We start from the raw sequence: 22,962 nt of genomic DNA on the forward strand, positions 1-22,962 counted from the left end.
GCTATGAAATGAAGCGGCCAAGCCCAAGTTAAGCACTTGGGCTTATTTGTTTTTGGTACTCCCGTTGCTATAATAGGTGTGATTTCAGAACAATGCAGAGAAATGGAGGGAGAATATGCTCGGGAATCCATCCCGAAGAGGGCTGTGGCTTCTTTTGTTGATTGGAGGGATCATCATGACGGGTTTTGATTCATCTGAGGAAGATGACGCCAATATAAGGGCGGCGTGGGTATGGCAGGCTTCATCCATATACGACGGAGGTGAGGCCTTGCTTGCCCAGTCGGCCAAACATAACGTGAATCGACTGTATGTCAGCGTGGATATGAATTTGAAGCATGAGGTCTATCAATCTTTCATTGCGAAAGCAAGCAATGCGGGTATTACGGTAGAAGCACTCGGCGGCGATCCGTCTTGGGGGGTCAAAGGCCGCGAGGGTCCCATGCTTGCGCTAGCTTCCTGGGTAAGCGAATATAACGCCTCGGTTGGACCGGAAGAACGGTTTGCAGCCCTTCACCTGGACGTTAAGCCCTATGTGCTGCCCGCATGGAAGGACAATCCTGTCCCGTTGATCGAATCTTGGATGAACAACATGGAATTGCTCCATGAACGAGTGGAACAAGAAAGTTCGCTTCAGGTGAACGTAGACTTGCCGTTTTGGCTGGATTCGTACACCGTTGCAGGTCATAAAACATCGGAGGATACGGATAACGAACCGTTATCGCGTTGGTTCATGGATCGTTTCGACCAAATCACTTTATTAGTTTACCGCGATAATGCAGAGGGCAGCAATGGAATTATTCGACTGATTGAGCAGGAAATGAATTGGGCGCAAGACAGGAATGTGTCAATTACGGTCGGCGTAAATACCAAACCGATGCCTGGCGAAGAATTCACCAGTTTTGCAGGAAAGGGAACGGCCCGATTGGAGCAAGTGCTGTCGGAAGTCGCGAATTCGTTTGCGAATCATGCCTCCTACGCCGGAACGGCGGTCCATGACATTGTATATTGGGGGCAGCTTGATTCAAGCGAACCAAGCAAACCGGAAACGCCAGGCAACGAAACAGGCATTCGAGGGACCTATATTTGGGAGGCTTCGGAGGTGACGGATGACGGCGGTGAGCATATCCTCGAGTTTGCCAAAGCGCAGCGAATAAACTGGTTGTACGTTCGCCTAGATCTGGAGCAGCCGTATTCCAGCTACCGTTCGTTTGTGAAACGGGCTCACGCTCAGGGGATTCAGGTTCATGCCATGGGTGGCCATCCCATCTGGGCAAAGGAAGAAAACAGGCCCCGCATTCAACGTTTAGTCGATTACGTCAAAAACTATAACGCCGAAGCGCAACCAGAGGAGCGATTTGAGGGCATCCATCTGGATATCGAACCGTATACACTTCCCGAGTGGGAAGCGAACCGGGATCGACTTTTGACCGAATGGGCGAGCAATGTTGCTTATTTTCAGGAGGAGACAAAGAAGGACAGCCATTTGGAAACAAGCGTGGACTTGGCGGTTTGGCTGGATATCTATGAATTGCCGGGCAAAGATATGTCGGTATCGGAGTTCATGATTCGTACCCTCGACCATGTATCGTTAATGGCATTCCGCAATAAGGCAGAGGGCTCGAACGGAATTGCGGCAGTGGTGAAGCAGGAAATGGAAATCGCGGATCGTCTGGGCAAAAAGCTGCTTGTCTCCGTGGAAATGAAAGAAAATCATGAAGGAGCGCACATCTCGTTCCATGACGTTGGCGCGGTCGAAATGGAACGTCAATTGGCTTTGCTTCCTGATCTGATTGGCGAGCATGCTGCCTATTACGGCAATGTGGTCCATGCATACGACTATTGGGTCGGAGCCAAGCCCTGAATGAAAAGCTTATATAGGAAACGCGAAATCTCGGGGTCCCCTGCGGGGGAGTTCCGGGATTTTTTTTGTGCCGATCGTGTCACAAAATGGGCATCCGCACAATACGATATACGGTGATGAAGAGCTCAACGAGGGAGGGAACGGTAATGGCTGTAATCAAGGCCAATACGAACGACGTCAGGCTGCTTGCGCGACTGATGAGAGCCGAAGCCGAAGGTGATGGCGATCAGGGTATGCTTATGGTAGGCAATGTCGGCGTCAACAGAGTGTTGGCAGATTGCCTGGATTTTGCCGACATCAGGGACATCAACCGTATGGTATTTCAGAATCCCGGAGGCTTTGAATCCACGCAAAAAGGCTACTTTTATCAGCGTGCAAGGCAATCCGAAATTCGCCTGGCCCAGCGCGTCATCAATGGCGAACGAATCTGGCCGGCCAGCAATTCGCTTTGGTTCTTCCGTCCGGCAGGCGAATGTCCGCCAACCTGGTTTAACCAGCAAAATACGGGACGATTCAAGGCACACTGTTTCTTCAGTCCGACTGGCGAAGATTGTCCGAGTGTATATTAAATTTGGGGAGGAATTAACATGATTAACCAACCTTATCAACCAACCATGCAATCTCCGGCCTATGGCCAACAAGCCAATTCTCAGGTGCAAGGATTATCCGCGTACAAAACGGGGAATGGCATGCCTTCCATGTCGCCGACGCCGGGTATGACCTCCATGTCACCCGCACCGGGCATGTCTTCCGTTTCGCCGACTCCAACCATGGTGTCTCCAACGGCTACCAGCGTGCCGCCGCTTGTTTCCAGCGGAGCGCCCATGACACCTGCCGGCGGCGTAGTCACAACAACGGCTCCCCAGTTTGAGCAGTCTTACATCGAGAACATTTTGCGCCTGAATCTCGGCAAATTCGGTACGTTCTACATGACCTATGAAGGAAACAAAGAATGGAACGCCCGCATTTTCCAAGGCATCATCGAAGCGGCCGGCCGGGATCATATCATTATCAGTGATCCAAAAACAGGCAAACGCATCATGCTGCTTATGGTGAACTTCGATTATGCAACATTCGATGAGCCGCTTACTTATCAATACCCTGGCGTGATCGGCAACGTTCCTCAAGCGCCAAGCAGATACTAATCCGCGTACGCGATAAATCAATACCAAAGGACATAACCAAGAACCGTTTCGATGCGGCATTCGTCGCAAAGAGCCGGTTCTTTTTTTCGAAACATTTAAAAGTAACCTTAATGTGATAAGATGGCACTTAATTAGTAGAACGGAACAAACCATTGGAAGGAGCAGACATCATTGAAGTCATGGATCGAAGCTGCCATCGAGGGAAAAGCGGAAGCTCAGGAACAATTAATGAAGCAATATCGGGGAATGGCCCTTGCGGTAGCGCGACGCCGGTTGGGGAGCATGCTGTGGGCAGAAGATGTGGTTCAAGAAGCGTTCGCCGAGGCTTTTGCAAACTTGGGTAAACTGGACAAGCCGGAAGCTTTTCCCGGATGGTTCAAAGTCATCGTGGAGAGGCAGTGCCATCGGCACGAAAGACGTAAACAACATACGGTCGTACCGATCACCGAGCTGCTGCATGTGGACTTGGACCGCGACTCGCGGCATAATCCGGAAGAGCAGGCGCTGTTGAACGAAAAATATCGGAGCCTGCATGATTCGATTGACGATTTGCCGTCGGCCTTGAGCAGGGTAGTCCATATGTTTTATTTTCAGGGTTACTCCCTAAAAGAAATCTCGGATGCGCTGAACGTGTCCGTATCGGCTTTGAAAAAAAGACTGTACGATGCCCGGGCAAAGCTTAGGCATTCATTACCCGTAACCGACATGTTAAATGTATTCAATGAACTGTATGAGGGAGGAAAACACATGCTTCATATCACGAACGGGGATCATGCGGCGGATCGAATCCGGCAAAGCGGAATCCAGGGAGAGGTCGTCGCTTGGCGCGAGCTGTATACGTTCGGTCCCGTATTTCCCGATATGAGCAAAAGAAACGAACGAGCACGCCGTGCAGACTATTTGGAAGCGCAATTGGGCATTCCGAAGTCGGAATACATGAAGATTCGAGAGCTGGAACAAAAACTGGATTCGTTGGATCGCCATCGGGAAGTGGTTCTATGGTTTGAATACGATCTATACGACCAGACGATGCTTTCTTATTTGCTGCATGTTCTTCATGAAAAAGGAGCAAATCAGGCGAAACTCCATTTGTTATGCCTGGATTCCCATCCGGAGATTTCCCGTTTTCGGGGACTTGGACAGCTCACGCCCGTGCAGATCGAACGTTTGTCGGGAACTTGGCATGTAATAGAGGAAGAGGAGATGGAGGCCGGACGCCGTTTCTGGGAAGCGTATGTGTCCCCTGATCCACAGGATCATGCCCGGTATTTTCTGGAAGACAAAGCTGCACTCCCATATGCGCAAGCGGCCTTTCAGGCCCATTTGTCGCGACTGCCTTCCACCGCCAACGGGCTTGGAATGATCGAACAGACGACCCTGGAAATCGTGAAAAACGGGACGGTTCATCCATTTGACGTATTCCAGCAAGTTTCCGAGAAACTTCACCTGCTTGGTCTGGGGGATTTACAATATTGGGCACATTTGCGGAGAATGGCTGACGGACCCCATGCTCTGCTGCATGTGGAGGGAGCAAAAGCGTTTCCGAATTTTCGCCAGCAGGACGAATCATTCCGGTTCGCCGTCCTGGCTTTGACGGAGCTGGGTGAAAGGGTGCTGCATGGCGAAAGGGACGGGGCAGCACTCTGGACCGATGAATGGTGGATCGGCGGAATCATGACGGGAGCAGGCAAATCCTCGGATTGGAGATGGGATCCGGAAATTGGCGCTCTCGTGAATATCAGGGAAATGTAAAATGAAGAGCTTGTTTGCGTCGATTCGCTGTCATAGGACATGGATTGACTGTGTAGCTTAGAGTTATATAATAAAAGAAGCATATGTTTGCTATATTGCTAAAAGCAAGGGAGGTGAATCCATTGGGAAGTTGAAGCGGTGGATGAACGGCAGAACGGTTAATATCCTACAATTTCGAAGGAGGTGGACCTATTTGCCGAAGAGTGACGGCGAATAGGATGAACATTTGAGTGACCCCTTACCGAGTATTTTAAACTTGTTAGCAATTGCATTTTTGGTGCTGATGAATGGCTTTTTTGTCTCGGCTGAATTTGCCATGGTGAAGGTGCGCGGCAGCCGGATTGAAGCTTTGGTGGAAGCAGGAAACAAAAAGGCAGTTTATGCCTCCAATATCGTGAACAATCTCGATGCTTATTTGTCCGCTTGCCAATTGGGCATTACGTTGGCCTCGCTTGGGTTGGGATGGCTGGGGGAACCTGCCATTGCACATCTGCTTGAGCCGATGTTTACCGCATTTGGACTAGGTCCGATCTATGTACATGGAATCTCGATCGTGATTGCTTTTGTTATCATAACGATTCTGCATATCGTACTGGGGGAACTTGCTCCCAAAACGATGGCAATCCGCAAGTCCGAGACGATTACGTTGTGGTCTGCGGCATTGCTGACGTATTTTTACAAACTGATGTATCCGTTCATCTGGGCACTAAATGGCATGGCCAACAGCTTGCTCAAAGCGTTCCGCATGGCCCCGGTATCCGAACTCGATGAGGCCCATAGCGAAGATGAACTACGTATTCTGATGAAAGAAAGCAATAAGAGCGGTTTAATTGACAATACTGAATTGGCGCTTGTTGATAATATATTCGATTTTACGGCAACAACCGCCCGTGAAATCATGATTCCGCGGACGGAAATGATCTGTCTGAACGCCAATCAGTCCATGCTTGAAAATTTGGAGATTGCCAGTGAAAGCATGCGAACCCGCTATCCGGTCTATAATGGCGATAAAGACCATATTATCGGTTTTATCCATATCAAAGACTTGATGCGTTCCCAGCTTACGGACACCATCTCCATTATCAGGCCTATTCTCGCCGTGCCGGAATCCACGCCGATCAGCGAGCTCCTCAAACGCATGCAGCGCAGCAAAAACCAGATTGCCATCCTTATTGATGAATACGGAGGTACCTCCGGTCTGGTTACCCTTGAGGATATCATGGAAGAGATCGTGGGCGAGATTCAGGATGAGTTCGACCAAGAGCGTCCTGCCTTTGTGAAGGTTGGTGAGACGGAATACTCCATTGACGGCCTGATGCTGATTGAAGAGGTCAATGGACTGTTGGGTTTGGAAATGGATCATGACGATTACGATACGATTGGAGGATGGCTGTACTCAAGAGTACAGACGATCCCTCCGGAAGTCGGGCAATCGGCAGAATACGACGGTTATGTATTTGTCATTCAGGAAACCGAGCATAAACGAATCTCCCGCGTTAGCGCGATCAGACTGGAGCAGCTCTCCGAAGGGGAGGGAGCCTAAGACCCTGGGCTGCTTTGCTGACGTCATGCTAAAGGTTATCGGATGCAAGTATAAAAATAAAAGCTGCACAGTGGGAGCGTATCACTAGACGCCACTGTGCAGCTTTTTTTATGAAGGAACGAGAGAATACATAAAATGCTGTAAAAAAGTTAAGGCATTATTTTGAAACCTTTATTATGCTTGATTCGTTAAATAACTATGATTATCCCAAACTATGGAATTGGAGGAAAACCGAATGTCGACAAAGAACTTGCACCCGATTTTGAAAGCAACCCTTGCTGCAGCGATAATTGTACCAGCAGTATTTACAATTCCTGCTGCCAACGTAGAGGCGGCTGCGGAGATCCAGCCATCTGTACAAGCGCCGGTCGCTCTCACAGCACCTCCACCAGAGTACCATAACATTCAGAGTTTAGCTCAACTGAAATACATTTATAATGCGGTTGGTGCGGTAACTCCCGGAGGGGGACTTACTGCAGTCGTAGCTACGACGACCTCGACCTATCAGAAAATGAGCTCGATCAAGGTAGACTATCGTCTTGAACGCTGGACAGGAACAAGCTGGGTGACGTATCGCTCGGATTCCGACTCGGCAACAAACGTATCGGTCTTAAATGCAAAGTCAAGCTGGACGGTGATCACCGGATATTATTATCGCGTGGTAAGCACACACACGGTACGTGACGGCTCCACTACCGAAACGACAACACATACCTCTCCAAGTACGCTTTTCTAATCCAAGCTAAGGATTGGTAGAAGGAAAACGTTGTTTCTGCAGGTCATTGGCAATGGCCAACATTTCTTCCTCGCTAACGGTGCCAAACAAGCTTACGTTGGTTGAACCCATCATCCATTGAAACGTATTATAAGGCGGTCCAAGGGACATAAATGCTTCACTGCCATCCTTTAAATCAACAACGCTTGTTTCTCTTAACATTGGACCTTCGACAATCTGTCCGGGATAGATCCATACATAGTCGAATTGGATCACTTCCTCTTTACCATCCTTGTCTGTACCGGAATAACGGACTCTCATGTGATCCGATTTCTCCGGATCAGGTGAATTTGCAGGCCGATCCCGATCCAGCAACAGTTCAAACGTAACATCAGTAAACCGCTCGGGGATTGCATTCGATAGCAAGAAGTCCCCAATGAATCCCGAGCGGGCTTCTTCCTCCGTTACTTCGACCGGGACAAACACCTGGGAAGTTTCCGCTTCTGCGTCCATATTGGGCTGATCCTGCTCTTCACTCGGGAAGATTTGCGGAGCTTCATCAATTCCACGTTCAGGTGGCGGTGCTGTCTTGGCGTGCGATGGATCTGGAGTCATCAAATCGTTCGAACGATCCTGAATAATGATGGACTTTACCCCATTTCCCCAGTCTTTCATCGTCTGTACAAAAGGGGAAACCGCCTGCATGCCTGTAGGCATGCTGAAAATGACGGCACCTAGCATAATCGAAGCTGCCACTACTCCTGACAGTTTCAGCGTCCGCATTCTTTTTCTCTGTTTGCCCATTTTGTTGATTTCTCGCTGTACCTTGAGCCAGGAATCGCGCATATTCTCTGTAACGTCATTGTTGCCTTTTAAACTCGCTGGGGCAGAAGTCGCTTGCTCGAAAGCTTGGTCAAACGCGGCGTCAAAAGCTGCATCAAAAAATTCATCATCAAATTCCGCATATTGATGGTTCTGTTTATCGAATTTGCCTTTGCTCAACGTTTCCACCCCATTCCTTATGTAATTGCTTCTTGATACTGCCCCTGGCTCTAAACAGGCGCTGTTTAACGATTTCCTCGGATGTATCCAACAGATCGGCCATTTCCCGATAGGACAAGCCTTGCTTCCAGCGCATTTCCACCAGCACCCGGTATTCAGGTTTGAGCTGGGCCAGATAATGTTCGATCGATTCCTGCATCATCTGCGTTTCAACGGTCGTTTCAACCGATGCGCTTGTTTGATTCATCGCCTCCATATCTATAAAAACACCGTCTACATCCAACTGGTTACGGTTTTTTTTATTTTTTCTCAAATAATTAATGGCCGTATTCCGGGTTACTACTTTCAGCCATGCCTTCAATTTGGCTTCATCCTCGAAAACCGGCTTGTTTTTAATAATTTTGATGAAGGCTTCCTGGATAATGTCTTCAGCAGCGCTGTATTCCTTGATCATATATACAATGAGTCCATGAACCATATTGTAATATTCGTAATATACTTCTTCCTGCAGTGCAGGGCTCAAATGGTGAAAATCGGAAGCTAACAATAATTGAAGCCGATTGGCCATGATGTTCTCCTTTCTGGCGAACAGTCCACAAACATTGGTATCCTTACATTTTACAACATGATATGGAAGGCTTACAATGGGTAGACAAGCAAATGGAACATGTCCGGCTGCATCCAAAAAAAGCCATCCTGCTCCATGGCCGCAAGGCTACATGGGGCAGGACGGCCGAGATGAAACAACGGAAACCGATGCTCTCAGAAAGCCCAATCCCCGTTGAGGAATACCGGCTCTCGATCGCCGTTAGCCGTGATGCCGTAAATGCTCGTTTCAGGCGAACCCATCATGAAGTCGACATGAGTCATGCTTGAATTCATGCCGCGGGCTGCAAGTTCCTCGGGAGACATCGTTTTACCGCCTTCCAGATTGGAAGCGTAAGAGCTGCCAATGGCAAGGTGGCATGAGGCATTCTCGTCGTACAGCGTGGTATAATACAAAATTCCGCTCTCCGAGATCGGAGAATGATACGGAACAAGAGCGACTTCTCCTAAATAACGGGATCCCTCATCCATATGAATCAGCCTCTCCAACGATTCCTGACCTTCTTCCGCATGATATTGGACTATACGCCCGTTTTGGAACGTTAGCGTAAACCGGTCAATGATGTTGCCGCCGTAGCTCAGCGGTTTCGTGCTGGTTACCGTGCCGTTGACCCCTGTTCTGAGGGGAGCGGTGTAGACTTCTTCGGTAGGAATGTTGGCGACGAAAGGGGTGCCTTTTTCGTTTACGCTTCCAGCCTGCGCCCAAATATGACCTTCGGGCAGTTCCACCGTCAGGTCGGTACCTGGGGAAATGAAATGCAGTGCACGGTATTTTTTGCCGTTCAGCACCGAGGCTTTACTGTCGAGTCGTGCAATATGCTGTTCCCAGGCTTGCACGGGATCTTCCTGATCGGCTCGCACTGCGGCAAAAATCGCATCCCACAGCCGGGCTACCGAATCCTCGGCAGGAAGGCCGGGAAATACCTTGGTTGCCCAGGCCGGAGAAGGGCATGCAACGCCGGTCCAGCTCATTTTGTCGGCTTGCAAATATCGTCTGTAGGTGGACATGGCTTGACCGAAGGCGCGCTGATGGGCGGCGATGCGCTTCGGATCAATGCCTTTCATGGCATCCGGCCCGGAAGAGAGCACCGTGAGGAAGACCGCATTGTTTTCAGCCAGTTCCTGCACTTCCCGAGCATGCCATACTGGAGGTTCCTCCAGCACGGCTTCGTCAGCCTTTTCCAATCTCAGCCGATTGACGGTTTCGTCCGAATATTTCACGATGACCTGTTTGGCGCCGGCTTCGTATCCTTTTCGTGTCAATAGATGCACGAATTCAGCAGCATCAATCATGGCATTGATGACAAACACTTGTCCAGGCTGTACGTTCGCCCCGACTTTAACGGCCAGTTCGGCGTAACGGTCCAATTTTTGTTCAAACGTCAACATTTTCTGTTTTCCGCCTCTCTTTTTCTATTTGGTCTTCCGGTCACATCGAAAGACAAAAATAGAGAGGAGGCGAGCTCCTCTCCAAGCTATTCGATCATGATTCAGAAAGCCCAGTTGCCTTTACGGAAGATCGGTTCTTCCGTTCCGTCCGCAGTCACGCCGTTGATGTCCATTTCGCCCGAACCAATCATGAAGTCCACATGAGTCAGACTGGAATTCAACCCGCTTTCCGCCAATTGCTGCTGAGACATCGTTTTACCGCCTTCCAGACAGAACGCATAGGCATTGCCGATGGCGAGATGGTTCGATGCATTTTCGTCAAACAAGGTGTTGAAGAACAAAATATTTGTATCGGAAATCGGCGATTGATGCGGCACTAGAGCCACTTCGCCAAGGTAATGAGCACCCTCGTCCATTTCGACCAGGCTTTTCAATGCTTCCAGTCCTTGTTCGGCCGTATAATCCACGATCCGCCCGTTTTCGAATGTAATGGAGAAACCGTCGATCAAATTACCGCCATAGCTCAGTGGTTTTGTGCTGCGAACGGTGCCGTTAACTCCGGTTTTGAGCGGAGCCGTAAATACTTCCTCTGTTGGCATGTTTGCGACGAAAACATGTCCTTGTTCATTGATGCTGCCGCCGGATACCCACAGATGTCCTTCCGGAAGCTCGATCGTCAGATCCGTTCCAGGTGCGGTATAATGCAATTTTTTGTATTTTTTCGAATTCAGCAGGTCCGCGCGGGAGTCGAGGTTTTGCAAATGGCTCTTCCATTCGGCAACGGCATCCTGTTCGCCGATTCGAACGGTTTTGAAAATAACGTCCCACAATTTTTCGACTTGTTCGTTCTCCGGCAGATCCGGGAATACTTTGGCAGCCCATTCCGCAGACGGTACGGCCACGATGGACCAACTGAATTTGTCGGCCATTTGATACTCGCGGTATTTCTCCAGCGCTTTGGCGCGCACCTTTTGCGTCGTGACGATGCGTTCCTGCGGAACGCCGTTCAGCAGGTCCGGGTTCTCGGCGATGACGTGCAGTACGGCTGCGCCATTTTCCACGAGTTCGGTCATTTCACCGGCAAACCACTTCGGTTCGATCGAGAACGCTTCGTCCGGGGCCAAATCATAGTGGATGCGGGTCACTGTTTCATCGCTCCAGTTGACCTTTACGAGCTTGGCGCCCACGCTGTAAGCTTCTTTAACGATGAGACGCACGAAATGCGCGGCCGAGATCGGAGCGTTTACGACCAGCGTTTGTCCCTGATGGACATTGACGCCGACTTGGACGGCCAGAGCAGCATATTGCTGCAGTTTTTTTTCAAATGAGTTCATGCTATGTTCTCCTCCAGTATGATAGAAATGTTGTAGCTCAAGTGTTGCGTCCCCATTAAGTGTATGTAAGGAATGGTTCCTTCATTAATTAAGGTATACGTTGCTACAATATATATTGTACAATTAACCAATAATAATTACCAAACCCCATTTGAACAAAATGCGGTGAACTGGCGCAAGACCAGAGAGCAAAAGGAGAGAATGACGGTGAATGTTGTGATTGTTTCCGCCGAAATGCATCGCGGCGACGAGATGATGTTTGTGGGAAGTACGGTATTTCGGGCAGAGGGCGATAAGTCCCTTTACGAAATTACGTTTATGAGCAAGAACGGAAAGGACTGGGATTACAGTTTGCATTTCACGGAAGAGTCCGGGGATGAAGAGGAATTGCTGCGCATGGACGAGCTGCTGGAGAACGATGACGATCTTTATAACATGCTGCTGGATGCCGCTTTGGATGCATATCCTGCTTGATTTTGGATGAAATTGGTTCTAACCCCGTGTTGAACAGACTATACTAGACGGTGTGTGCCTGTACTTGGCATGCATCGTCTGTTTTTTTGATGCTTCGAATGAACTGTTGCAAAAAGGGAAGTCTACGACAGAGCAACGCAATCCGGGTCACGATCGCCTGAAGAGGAGGTAAGCGTGTATGTCATTAGACCAATGGTTTACATCCGGCATGACAGGGCTTGAAGAAGTCGCGCACGATATCCTCAGTATGCGGACGCTATTTGTCAATGTTGTGTTTGTCGGGGAAAAAGGAAGCAGGAACTGGATTCTTGTCGATACAGGCATGACGTCGTTTGCCGAGGACATCAAACAGGCTGCAGAACATAGATTTGCAGGCCCGCCTTCTGCGATTATACTGACCCATGGCCATTTCGACCATGTGGGAACGGTGATCGAGTTGGAGCAGTTTTGGGGAGTGCCGGTGTATGCCCATCCATTGGAAATGCCTTATTTGACGGGACAAAAGGATTATCCGCCGGCCGATCCGTCCGTGGGCGGCGGCCTGATGTCCAGATTGTCGTTTGCCTATCCGAACGAAGCCATTAATTTGGACGATCGCGTGTTCTGCCTGCCAAAAGATCATTCTGTGCCCGGAGCTCCTGGCTGGCGCTGGATCCATACGCCTGGCCATACGCCGGGACATATTTCGCTGTTCCGGGATGCAGACCGCTGCCTGATTGCCGGAGACGCCATCGTAACGGTGAAGCAGGAATCGTTATGGAACGTGCTTCTTCAGGATTTACAGATGCACGGGCCTCCAGCCTATTTTACGACAGATTGGGATGCGGCCCATCGCTCGGTCAGTTGCTTGCGAAGCCTTCAACCGGAAGTCATCGTCACCGGGCACGGACATGCGCTTCGCGGAACGGCGTTAACGGATTCATTAGAGAAGCTGGATGAAACGTTTGAAGACCAGATCGTACCGGAACACGGCAAGTTTGTGGATTGACCGTTACAATGGTGACATACGGCGGCCTGCGATGATCTGCAGCCGTCTTTAATTTTGGCGGATGAGTTTATCTGAAGGTGAGAAGACTCCCTCCTCAAAAGCGTCAGCTTTAGGTGGGGGATGAATCGCCATCTTTTCTATTCAGAACCGAACATATGTGCTATAATAACTGCAAGGAACGGAGGTGTATGGCATGCTCTTCCATAAAGCATACAAGTATCGGATCTACCCCAATCGTGAACAGCAGCAGCTAATCCATCAGATGTTTGGATGTTGCCGTTTTGTGTTCAACTATTTTCTGGGACAATGGAAGGATACGTTTGCCGCCACGGGTAAGGGCTTGTCGTACCATGCTTGTGCCACTCAGCTTCCAGATCTAAAGCAAGAACATCCTTGGTTGAAAAAAACGGACAGTATTGCCCTACAATCGGCTGTTCGGCATGTAGCCGATAGCTTTGATCGTTTTTTCAAGAAGCAGACGCAGGCTCCGCGTTTCAAAAACCGTAAACATCCGGTTCAAAGCTACAAGGGCCCGATATACGAATGGAAATATCGCTGTGAATGGGAGGGAGCTCAAGCTACCCAAGCTGGGGTGGCTGCGTTTTGCAAACTCCCGCCCCTGTGTAGGACGCATTCTCTCGGCTACGGTACGGCGAAATGCCGCGGGGAAGTATTTTGTTTCGCTCGTCTGTGAAGTGGAGATGGAGCCCTTACCGCATAACGAGAAGTCGGTAGGGATCGATCTGGGACTAAAAACGTTTGCGGTATCGTCCGAGGGTATGCAGGATACTCATCCAAAAGCCTGGAGCCAATATGAAAAGAAGTTGGCAAGCTGGCAGCGGAGGCTGGCCCGGCGTACGAAAGACGGATTCAATTGGCAAAAAGCCAAACGGAAGATCGCTCTGATCCACGAGAGAATGGCGAATATCCGCCATGACTTTTTGCACAAGCTGTCCACCAAGCTGATCCGTGAAAACCAAACGATCAGCACCCTCGGACTTAAAAGTTTCTAACATGCTCAAGAATCACAAGCTGGCCAAATCGATCGCTGATGCGTCCTGGAGTGAGTTCAGAAGGCAGCTCACGTATAAAGCGGAATGGTACGGGCGCACCCTCAAGATTGCGGATAGATTTGCTCCGACAAGTCAAACCTGCCATGTATACGGAGCACTGCACCGAGAGGTGAAAGATCTTTCGGTACGGCAATGGGTGTGCCCATCCTGCGAGACCCTCCATGATCGGGATGTCAATGCAGCCCGAAACATTAAGGATGTTGCCATATCAATCGTCATATCGCCCGAGAACTGTGGGGACCACAGGGATCGCTTGGTCCACTTCGAACCAAGAGGTTCGATTACCCAAAAATCCCCCACTTCAAGCGAAAGCTAAGTGGTGGGAGTGTTCAATCTCTATCATAGATTGGTATTTTTGCCGAAGTCATGATATAGTCGAGCCGTATAGTTATAACCTTAGAATGCAGGAGGTACATAATCCATGACACGACAGAATTCGGCAGTGGAAGGGCAATTCGGGGGCATCCCGGCTATCTGGCTTCATTATGGCGCGTTTGAAGCGGCCGTTATTCCAAGCATCGGCGCTAATTTGGTTGCATTCCGCGATGTGGAGCGCGGCCATCGTTACTTGCGGGAACCGAATGAGGCACGGATCGAAGAGTTCAAGGCAGCGCCTGCGGTATACGGAATCCCGGTGTTGTCTCCGCCGAACCGTTACGAAGACGGACGTTTTCCTTGGGACGGGAAGGTATACCAGTTACCCGTCAACGAACCGGCTACGGGCAACCATTTGCACGGCTTTTTGCATGATATCGAATGGAAGGTTGAAGGATATGGCTCCGACGATCTTGAGAGCTATGTATTGTTGAGCCAGCAAGTGAAGGAAGGGCATGTTTTCCATAAATATTTGCCGTTTACGTTTACGGTAACCTTGCGCTACTCTCTTAGCGTCGACGGGCTTCAAATCCAGTTGAAGGCACGTAATGAGGGTGCAGAACGCATGCCTGCCCTGTTTGCTTTCCATACGGCGATCAACGTGCCTTTCGTGCCGGATAGCGCAGCATCCGACTATACGGCGAAAATTACGATTGGACAACGCCGCGAACTGAATGGACGTTCTTTGCCGACAGGCCAATTTCAACCGCTTTCACCGGAAGAGCAGCAAATGAAGGCTGAAGGGGTCAGCCCATTCTTCGAGGCGATGGATCATCATTACACGTCGGAACCTCAGGATGGCCGCAATTATATGGAGCTGACCAACCTGCGTACAGGGGACAAGCTCGTATATGATGTGGGGACGGCATACAAGCACTGGATGATCTGGAACAACAACACGGAAGGCGGATTTTTCTGCCCCGAGCCGCAAATGAACCTGGTAAACGCACCAAACCTGCCTGAAATTCCCGCAGAAGAAAGCGGTTTGATCGGCCTGGAGCCAGGGGAACTGTTTGAACAGTCGAGCCGCCTGTATCCGATTCGTCCACGCAACTAAGTTTTGCTTTTTTGTGATGCGCTTACATCTTTGTCGAAAAGGTGAAAGTTTGCACGGCAATCATGTATAATATGACAAGATACGCAAGCTCTGCCCATGAAATCATTCATATTTGGAAAGCTCGAAACCATCTTTCCGGAGGAGGACAAGCAAGTGGAATATCGCATTGAGAGAGATACGCTAGGTGAAATGAAAGTGCCCGCAGACAGACTGTGGGGAGCTCAAACGCAACGGAGCAAGGAGAACTTTCCGATCGGGAACGAACAGATGCCGATGGAGGTTGTGCGAGCTCTCGCTATATTGAAAAAAAGTGCTGCAGCCAGCAACCACTCTCTGGGCAAGCTGTCTGCGGATAAAGCAGCGGCCATTGCTGAGGCTGCCGATGAAATTATCGCCGGACGCATCGATGACCATTTCCCGCTCGTTGTTTGGCAAACCGGAAGCGGCACCCAGTCCAACATGAACGTGAACGAGGTCATTGCCAACCTGGGCAACCGATTGCTGGAGCAAAAAGGCAAAGAAGAGCGCCTGCATCCGAATGATGACGTTAACATGTCCCAAAGCTCGAACGATACGTTCCCTACGGCACTGCATGTGGCCGGTGTCATTGCTGTTGAGGATCAGCTGCTCCCGGCGATCGCCGTGCTCAAAAAAACGCTGAACGAGAAAGCGGAAGCGTTCAAGGATATCATCAAAATCGGCCGTACGCATCTGCAGGATGCCACGCCGATCACGCTTGGACAAGAAATCAGCGGCTGGTCCGCTATGCTCGACAAGAGCGAGCGCATGATTCGCGACAGCGTGCAGTATATGAAGGAGCTTGCCATCGGGGGCACCGCTGTCGGCACAGGAATCAATGCCCATCCTGACTTTGGCGACCTGACCGCAAAGGAAATCGGCAAACATACCGGCAAGGATTTCGTGTCTGCTCCGAACAAATTCCATGCGCTGACAAGCCATGACGAAGTCGTATATGCGCATGGGGCGGTAAAAGCGCTTGCGGCAGACCTCATGAAAATCGCCAATGACGTACGCTGGCTTGCGAGCGGTCCGCGCAGCGGTCTGGGCGAGATTCGCATTCCGGAAAATGAGCCGGGCAGCTCGATCATGCCTGGTAAAGTGAATCCAACGCAGAGCGAAGCCATGACGATGGTGGTTACGCAGGTTATGGGCAATGATGCTGCCATCGGATTTGCCGCAAGCCAGGGGAATTTCGAGCTGAACGTGTTTAAGCCGGTCATCATCTATAACTTCCTGCAATCCGTTCAATTGTTAGCCGATTCCATCATAGCGTTCAATGACAAATGTGCCGTTGGCATTGAACCGAACCTGGACCAAATTCAGCATAACCTGAATAACTCGCTGATGCTGGTCACTGCGCTAAACCCGCACATCGGTTATGAGAATGCGGCGAAAATTGCCAAGCTTGCGCACAAGGAAGGGCTCTCTCTGAAGGAAGCTGCCTTGCAGACGGGTTTGCTGACCGAAGAGCAATTTGATCAATACGTCGACCCGGCAAAAATGATCGCACCCAAAGCCTGATCTATTTCATAGCCAAGGGTATGGTTAACTTGCTTGGCGTTGATCTTTGTTACGAAGGACCTGCGGTTGGCAGGTCCTTTTACCATGATATTTAAAAGTTTTTCAGTCCATGGATGCGTCGAATAACGATCGTTCTACACCATGATTAACCAAATTACATGCATTCACACAAAATACGGATCCATAGAATACGCATGCGCATTGAACGACGTTTCCCAACCAACTTTGGTCGTTGGACGTTACGGTGCGGCAGCCAAATTCAATGGTTGCGATATTGTGCGTTCCACTGGAGGTCCCCATGCTGCCCAAAATGCAAAGATTCTCGATACGCTCCAAAATTTTGCTGGGATATCTCGTCGTACTCCTGTTATTCGGTATCTCGCTCTCCGTTTTATCGGTACAGATCCATACTTTACAGGAAGAAAACGATTATATTAGCCATCATGATCTTGAAGTACATAATCTGACCAATGCCATTGAAAAAAACGTGCTGAACATGGAAACCGGACAGCGCGGATATATGCTTACCGGTGACGAGGATTATCTTGAACCTTATCGGTCGGCCAATTCGGAATGGAATTCGAATTACAATCTTCTCTATGAACTGATCGGCGACAACCCCACCCAGCAGCGCAACCTGGAAATGATTCGGAACCATATCGAGCGCTGGCTGGAGGTTGCGGGGGAACCTGCGATTGCGTTGAAGAAAGAAGGAAGTCCAGGCGAAGTGCTCGCCTTTTTTCGGGCTGACCCCGGAAAAAACGAAATTGATCTTCTTCGCGACCAATTAACCCGGTTTCGGAATACGGAGTTACAATTGACGGATGCCCGCGTATCCGAACTTTCCGATCGTTCCTCCGTGTTGTTAAAAGTCATTTACGCCCTCTGGTTCGCAATCACGGCGATTACCGTTGCCGCTGCTCTCGCGATCTCCGGCAATATCGTAAAAACGTTGAAAGAAGTGATTCAGACGATCAGCGACATCTCACGCGGCGGAAGTCTGACTCAACGGGTTCATGTACGTTCGCGGGACGAAGTCGGCGATCTGGGGATGGAAACCAACCGGCTTCTGGATACTGTTCAGGAACAGAATCGGATTAAGGAGCGCATTGCAGCAATGGCCACGATGCTGCAAAACCAGGCCAGTCTTGAATCGCTGTCCCAATTGTACCTGAACCACCTGTCGATCGTTTTGGAGGTCCCTTACGGGGTGCTCTATCATTGGAATAAACATCAACAGTTGACCAATCTGGCATCCTACGCCGCAAGTGGAGAATTGCTTAAACCGAATCAAACCATATTAAATGTCGGCGAAGGACTCGTCGGACAATGCGTGGCCGAAAAACGGATGCTGCACTTGCATGAGCTGCCGCCTGGTTATATCCGTATCGGTTCTGGTCTGGGGTATGCGGAAGCACGCTCATTGACGGTAGCTCCCGTATTATTCGAAGGCAAAGTGATCTCGGTCGTCGAGATTGCCGCTCTCCAGCCTTTGTCTCCGGATCAAGCGGCTGTGCTGAGCGAGTTGAATGAGATTTTCGGAGTATCCCTGCACTCTGTCATGACGCGCATGGAACTTCAGCAGTTGTATGATGAATCCCAAGTGTTAAACGAGGAGCTGCAGGCCCAATCGGAGAGGTTGCAGCAGCAGACCGAAGAGATGGCTTCCCAAACGGAGGAGCTTCAGATGCAGACCGAGGAACTTCACGTCCTCAACGATCGCCTCGAAGAGCAAAAGAGCGCTGCCGAATTATCGGCGAGCGAAATGGCCGTTCTGGCAGAGCAATTGCGTGCTAGTTCGGGGTACAAATCGGAATTTTTGGCGAATATGTCTCATGAATTGCGCACGCCGCTCAACAGCATGCTTATATTGTCCGAAATCCTTGCAGCGAACAAACAGGGGCATCTGGATGCGGAAGAACAGAAATATGCTTCGGTCATTCACGCGTCCGGCAAGGATTTGCTGCACCTGATCAATGACATTCTGGATCTGTCGAAGGTTGAAGCCGGCAAAATGGACATGGCCTGGAGTAACGTAAGGATTGCAGACTTGCCTGAGGCCATGTACCGGTACTTTCAAAAAATGGCGGAACAAAAAGGGCTTGATTTTCGCGTTATATTGCAAGGGGAACTTCCCGAGTACATTGAAACCGACGAGATGCGTTTGCAACAAATTTTGCGGAATTTGCTCTCCAATGCATTCAAGTTTACAAGTAAAGGCGAAGTAATTCTTACGATTTCCCGCATGCATTTGGAAGGCTCCCATAAAGACGGGAAACCGGCCGAGGTTGTCTCCTTCTCCGTAAGCGATACGGGGATCGGGATCCATGAAGATCAGCTGCAGCCCATTTTTGAAGCGTTCAAACAAGCAGATGGGGCCACTGCGCGAAAATACGGCGGGACGGGGCTCGGATTGTCCATATCCCTGTCGCTTGCCAACCTGTTAGGCGGATCCATTTCAGTGACGAGCAGGATCGGCGAAGGGAGCACGTTCTCGCTAATTCTGCCATTGAACAGGGACAATGGCGTCGTTTCGTTATCTCCATCAGATGCGCATGGCGCGAGGTTATTTTTGAATGAGGCGGCTGCTGCAGCCGAACGTTCGGGTCAAAATTCGATGGACGAAGAACCCGATTGGAAAACGGACCCTTGGTTAACGCCGTTGGAGAAAACGCTGCTTCATGGCAAGGAAGTATTCGTCGTAGACGATGACATCCGCAACGTATATGCGCTTGCGAATGCACTTGAGCAATACGGCATGAAGATCGCGACGGCCCAGAACGGGCATGAATGCCTGGAGATGCTGGAGCGGGGAGAGGTTCGGCCGGATATCATCATGATGGACATCATGATGCCGGAATTGGACGGGTACGAAGCGACGCGGCAGATCAGAAACAGACTGGGAATGACGCGAATTCCGATCATTGCGCTGACTGCCAAGGCGATGAAGGAAGATCGCGATAAATGCCTGGCTGCAGGAGCTTCGGACTACATTAGCAAACCGCTTAACATGAGCGAAGTGATTTCCCGCATGAAATTATGGCTGGGGAGTTAAAGGAACAGACGCAAGGCGGATGATCAACATGCGGGCTTGAAAAAAACTACACCAATACGCTGCACGATATGCAATCCAAGAAGCTACCACAGCATGGCTGTGAACAGCCCTTGGGTTGTATTTTTTTTGGATGTCAGCTTTAATCCGGAATTTGATGTTATAATACTTAACAAGAATTAATGGTTCCAGCCGATTTATTACTTTCAAAACTACAGATCAACCTGGAAACGACAGTGAAACTAATTCGTTTATGGTTTTAATGTAATGTACATGGGAGGTAATGTCCATGCAGCTCACGGTTAAAGAGGCTTTGCAGGTGTATCCGCTGTCCGAGGCCAAATTGGTCGCCGGCGGGGAAGGAACTTCGCGTATGATGAAATCCGTCAACGTCATGGATGCTCCGGATATTGCGGACTGGATCAAATCGGGCGAGATGTTGTTTACGACCGCCTTTATTATGAAGGACAACGAAACGGATGCATTGCGCCTGATGCGGCGCCTGAATGAACGGGGATGTGCTGGGCTTGGCATCAAACTGGGACGTTTCTGGCAGTCCATTCCTCAAGGCATCATCGAAGAAGCGGATCGTTTGCGAATGCCTTTGCTGGAATTGCCGTTCCAATTCACATTTTCCGACCAGATGAACGCATTGTTCAAAGCCGAGCACGAGCGCTCCCATCGTTTGCTGCACGAGGTGATGCAAAAGCAGAAAAGGCTGATGAAATTCGCCCTGCATCAACAGCCTTATCGCAACGTGTTTGCCGAGCTGGCGGCGATCCTGAGTCATCCGCTTGCGGTAATCGGTCCTCGCGGACATGTGCTTTTCGGAAGTGAAGGCATTGCTGCGGATTCGGCGGTACAGGGGTGGCCTTGGAGATCGGTCATGCACCGCGTCAAATGGAATCAAGGGAGCTGCCATCGCGTGCCCATCAAGCATAATGACGAGGAGTACGGTTTCCTGCTCGTATTCACGGATTCGGCATTATCGCTCAAGGCTGAGGAAGAATTGTTTCAACAAGCCGCGGACGTGCTTGCCTTCTATATGGATATGACGTATCGGGAACACATTAACCCGACCGTGCAAGACGAGATGCGCACATGGCTGACTCAATATCTGGGCAATAAACTGACGATCGAAGAGCTGAACATGCTTAGCGAAAACAAAGGCGTTTACCTGTTCCAGGGCACGTACCAATGCGTGCTTACCACGTTGGAGCCTGCCGCAGTTGCCGATGGCAAGCTTTTGAAACAGATTCACCGCGAGCTGCAGTACAACCCGCTGATGCAGTTTGCGTCCTCGCAGCATTTTCAGATCGAAGACGGCATTCTATCCCTGTACACTTGTCCGACTGGAAGGGACTATGGAGAAGAATTATCCGCGTTTCTCCTTAACCGTTTTGCTGACGTGCTCGCAGCGCAGGAGGCGAAGGGAGCTTCCGCTCCGCGTTTTTGGATCAGCAAAATGAAACATGAACCCAAATCGCTGCGCGAAGCTTACCAAGAATGCCTGGATACCGGGCAGCTGGCACGCCGATTCGGGATGAAAGACCGGGCGCTGCAATTTGAAATGGTGGAGTTTGCTTATGTATTTCAACATGTGCCGGATCACATCATGGAAAATTACTGCAACAAAGTGTTGGAGCCGCTGCTCGCGCACGAGGGGGATCCGAATCAGGTATTGATGAACACGCTGGAATCTTTTATCGAGAACGACGGTCTGATCAATGAGGCAGCCAAACGATTGTACGTGCATCGCAACACGGTGACGTATCGCATGGAGAAGATCGGCAGCTTGCTGCAAATGGACTTCAAAAAAACGAACGATTTGCTGAAATTGAAGCTGGTCTTTACATTCCGCAAATTCATCCGTGACAAAAACAATCCTCGTACTTGAAGTGAGTTTTAAGTTAGATAATATGCCACCATCCAACTAGAAACCAAGGAAATGTCGCCGTGCTTCCGTTGAGAAGCATGGTTTTTTGTGCTTAAAGGGACATATCAGTAAAAAAGAGCCGTGCACGGCAAACAATTCAACTCACATATGTTATGTTATATTACAAAGTTGCATGATTATTATTGTTGCTCCAAGAACCTGCACGTACAATGAAATACAACAATCTACCAAAGACCGGAGGTGATGGAATGGATGAGTTCATTACACGCATTAACAACTGGTCTGCGGAACAATACGTGCAAACGTTCGGCGGGCTTTTCGAGGAATCGCCGTGGGTAGCCGAGCACTCTTATGGTATGCGTCCCTTTGCCTCTTTTGAACACATGATGAACGTCATGAAACAAGTTGTTCTGGCAGCCGATACCGAGGTCAAGCTGCAGTTGCTTCGCAATCATCCTGATCTTGGGGCACGCATCCGCATGAGCGACAGTTCGGTGCAGGAACAGGCCGGAGCCGGCCTGAACTCCCTTTCTCCGGTGCAATTCGAAGAGATGAACCGATTGAACAGGAAGTATACGGACCGACTGGGGTTTCCGTTTATAATGGCGGTGAAAGGACACCATCCCGATTCCATTTTGCATGCCATGCGGCAACGCAATGAGCGGAGCTGGGACGAAGAATTTCGGACGGCGCTCGGTGAAGTGTTCAACATTGCTTCGATCCGTTTGGAGCAATGGATCACGCAGGCGGGAACTATGTCAGCCAGCTCGGGAGGACGCATCACCACGCATGTACTGGATACGTCCAGAGGCGTTCCCGCAGCTGGAGTGAATGTGGAATTATACAGGATGACGTGCAATAAGGAAATGGAGAGCTGGTCAAGGGAAGGTGCGTCCTTAACCAATACAGACGGGCGGCTGGATGCGCCGTTGTTGGATGGAAGCGGGCTTCAAAAAGGCATTTATGAGCTTCGGTTTCATGTGGAGAAGTATTATTCGGAGCGGTTGGGCGAAGGAGACGGGCCGTCGCTGCTCTGGACCGTGGTTCCGATCCGGTTCACCGTTTCCGATGCGAACAGTCACTACCATATCCCTTTATTGATCGCGCCAGGGGGATACAGTACATACCGGGGGAGCTAAGTAAGCCGAGTACCGGTT

General features: G+C 50.0%; 17 protein-coding genes and 1 pseudogene. 14 read left to right on the forward strand and 4 right to left on the reverse strand.

The features are described 5' to 3' along the window. Positions 1–175 precede the first annotated feature (175 nt). The 6 genes from MKY59_RS15375 (at position 176) to MKY59_RS15400 (ending at position 7,037) form a co-directional block, all read left to right on the forward strand. The gene (locus MKY59_RS15375; protein ID WP_339278271.1) at positions 176–1,861 is read left to right on the forward strand and encodes a hypothetical protein; all 1,686 of its coding nucleotides are present in this window, start codon (positions 176–178) and stop codon (positions 1,859–1,861) included. 146 nt (positions 1,862–2,007) lie between these two features. Beyond that, complete coding sequence (locus MKY59_RS15380) at positions 2,008–2,430, forward strand: cell wall hydrolase (protein ID WP_236414199.1); 423 nt, start codon at positions 2,008–2,010, stop codon at positions 2,428–2,430. A 174-nt stretch (positions 2,431–2,604) separates the two neighbouring features. After that, entirely contained in the window at positions 2,605–3,006 is a 402-nt protein-coding gene (gene gerQ, locus MKY59_RS15385; RefSeq protein ID WP_339278405.1) for a spore coat protein GerQ, read from the forward strand. Positions 3,007–3,177: 171 nt separating this feature from the next. Next, entirely contained in the window at positions 3,178–4,758 is a 1,581-nt protein-coding gene (locus tag MKY59_RS15390) for a sigma-70 family RNA polymerase sigma factor (protein WP_339278272.1), read from the forward strand. Between the two features lie 247 nt (positions 4,759–5,005). Further along, entirely contained in the window at positions 5,006–6,301 is a 1,296-nt protein-coding gene (locus MKY59_RS15395) for a hemolysin family protein (RefSeq protein WP_339278406.1), read from the forward strand. A gap of 235 nt (positions 6,302–6,536) precedes the next feature. Next, a complete protein-coding gene (locus MKY59_RS15400; RefSeq protein ID WP_339278273.1) occupies positions 6,537–7,037 on the forward strand; it encodes a hypothetical protein in 501 nt (166 codons plus the stop codon). 6 nt (positions 7,038–7,043) lie between these two features. Here the strand turns inward: MKY59_RS15400 and MKY59_RS15405 are convergent, their stop codons facing one another. The 4 genes from MKY59_RS15405 to MKY59_RS15420 form a co-directional block, all read right to left on the reverse strand. After that, on the reverse strand, positions 7,044–8,018 hold the full coding sequence (locus tag MKY59_RS15405; protein WP_339278274.1) for a hypothetical protein: 975 nt from the start codon (positions 8,016–8,018) through the stop codon (positions 7,044–7,046). After that, positions 7,996–8,586, reverse strand: coding sequence for an RNA polymerase sigma factor (locus tag MKY59_RS15410; protein ID WP_236414207.1), 591 nt, complete (start codon positions 8,584–8,586; stop codon positions 7,996–7,998). Before MKY59_RS15410 ends, MKY59_RS15405 begins: the two co-directional genes overlap by 23 nt. 194 nt (positions 8,587–8,780) lie before the next feature. After that, a complete protein-coding gene (locus tag MKY59_RS15415) occupies positions 8,781–10,013 on the reverse strand; it encodes an aminopeptidase (protein ID WP_339278275.1) in 1,233 nt (410 codons plus the stop codon). A gap of 101 nt (positions 10,014–10,114) precedes the next feature. Continuing rightward, positions 10,115–11,347, reverse strand: a complete 1,233-nt coding sequence (locus MKY59_RS15420) for an aminopeptidase (protein WP_339278276.1) — start codon at positions 11,345–11,347, stop codon at positions 10,115–10,117. A 201-nt stretch (positions 11,348–11,548) separates the two neighbouring features. On the opposite strand from MKY59_RS15420, the gene MKY59_RS15425 reads away from it, so the two are divergent. The 8 genes and pseudogenes from MKY59_RS15425 (at position 11,549) to uraD (ending at position 22,944) form a co-directional block, all read left to right on the forward strand. Further along, a complete protein-coding gene (locus MKY59_RS15425; protein WP_236414212.1) occupies positions 11,549–11,821 on the forward strand; it encodes a hypothetical protein in 273 nt (90 codons plus the stop codon). Between the two features lie 178 nt (positions 11,822–11,999). Then, entirely contained in the window at positions 12,000–12,809 is an 810-nt protein-coding gene (locus MKY59_RS15430; protein ID WP_236414215.1) for an MBL fold metallo-hydrolase, read from the forward strand. 193 nt (positions 12,810–13,002) lie between these two features. Then, positions 13,003–14,198: pseudogene (gene tnpB, locus MKY59_RS15435) on the forward strand (IS200/IS605 family element RNA-guided endonuclease TnpB). Positions 14,199–14,303: 105 nt separating this feature from the next. Continuing rightward, positions 14,304–15,314 carry an aldose 1-epimerase gene (locus MKY59_RS15440; RefSeq protein WP_236414216.1) on the forward strand — a complete coding sequence of 337 codons (1,011 nt, stop codon included), beginning with the start codon at positions 14,304–14,306 and terminating at the stop codon, positions 15,312–15,314. Between the two features lie 153 nt (positions 15,315–15,467). Then, positions 15,468–16,856, forward strand: a complete 1,389-nt coding sequence (gene fumC, locus MKY59_RS15445) for a class II fumarate hydratase (RefSeq protein WP_236414218.1) — start codon at positions 15,468–15,470, stop codon at positions 16,854–16,856. Between the two features lie 298 nt (positions 16,857–17,154). Next, complete coding sequence (locus MKY59_RS15450) at positions 17,155–19,911, forward strand: CHASE3 domain-containing protein (RefSeq protein ID WP_339278277.1); 2,757 nt, start codon at positions 17,155–17,157, stop codon at positions 19,909–19,911. Between the two features lie 286 nt (positions 19,912–20,197). Then, entirely contained in the window at positions 20,198–21,805 is a 1,608-nt protein-coding gene (locus MKY59_RS15455) for a PucR family transcriptional regulator ligand-binding domain-containing protein (RefSeq protein ID WP_339278278.1), read from the forward strand. A 248-nt stretch (positions 21,806–22,053) separates the two neighbouring features. Next, on the forward strand, positions 22,054–22,944 hold the full coding sequence (uraD, locus tag MKY59_RS15460) for a 2-oxo-4-hydroxy-4-carboxy-5-ureidoimidazoline decarboxylase (RefSeq protein WP_339278279.1): 891 nt from the start codon (positions 22,054–22,056) through the stop codon (positions 22,942–22,944). The last annotated feature ends 18 nt before the right edge of the window (positions 22,945–22,962 follow it).

The sequence above is a fragment of the Paenibacillus sp. FSL W8-0426 genome (assembly GCF_037969725.1).
GTDB classification, from domain to species: Bacteria; Bacillota; Bacilli; order Paenibacillales; family Paenibacillaceae; genus Paenibacillus; species Paenibacillus hubeiensis.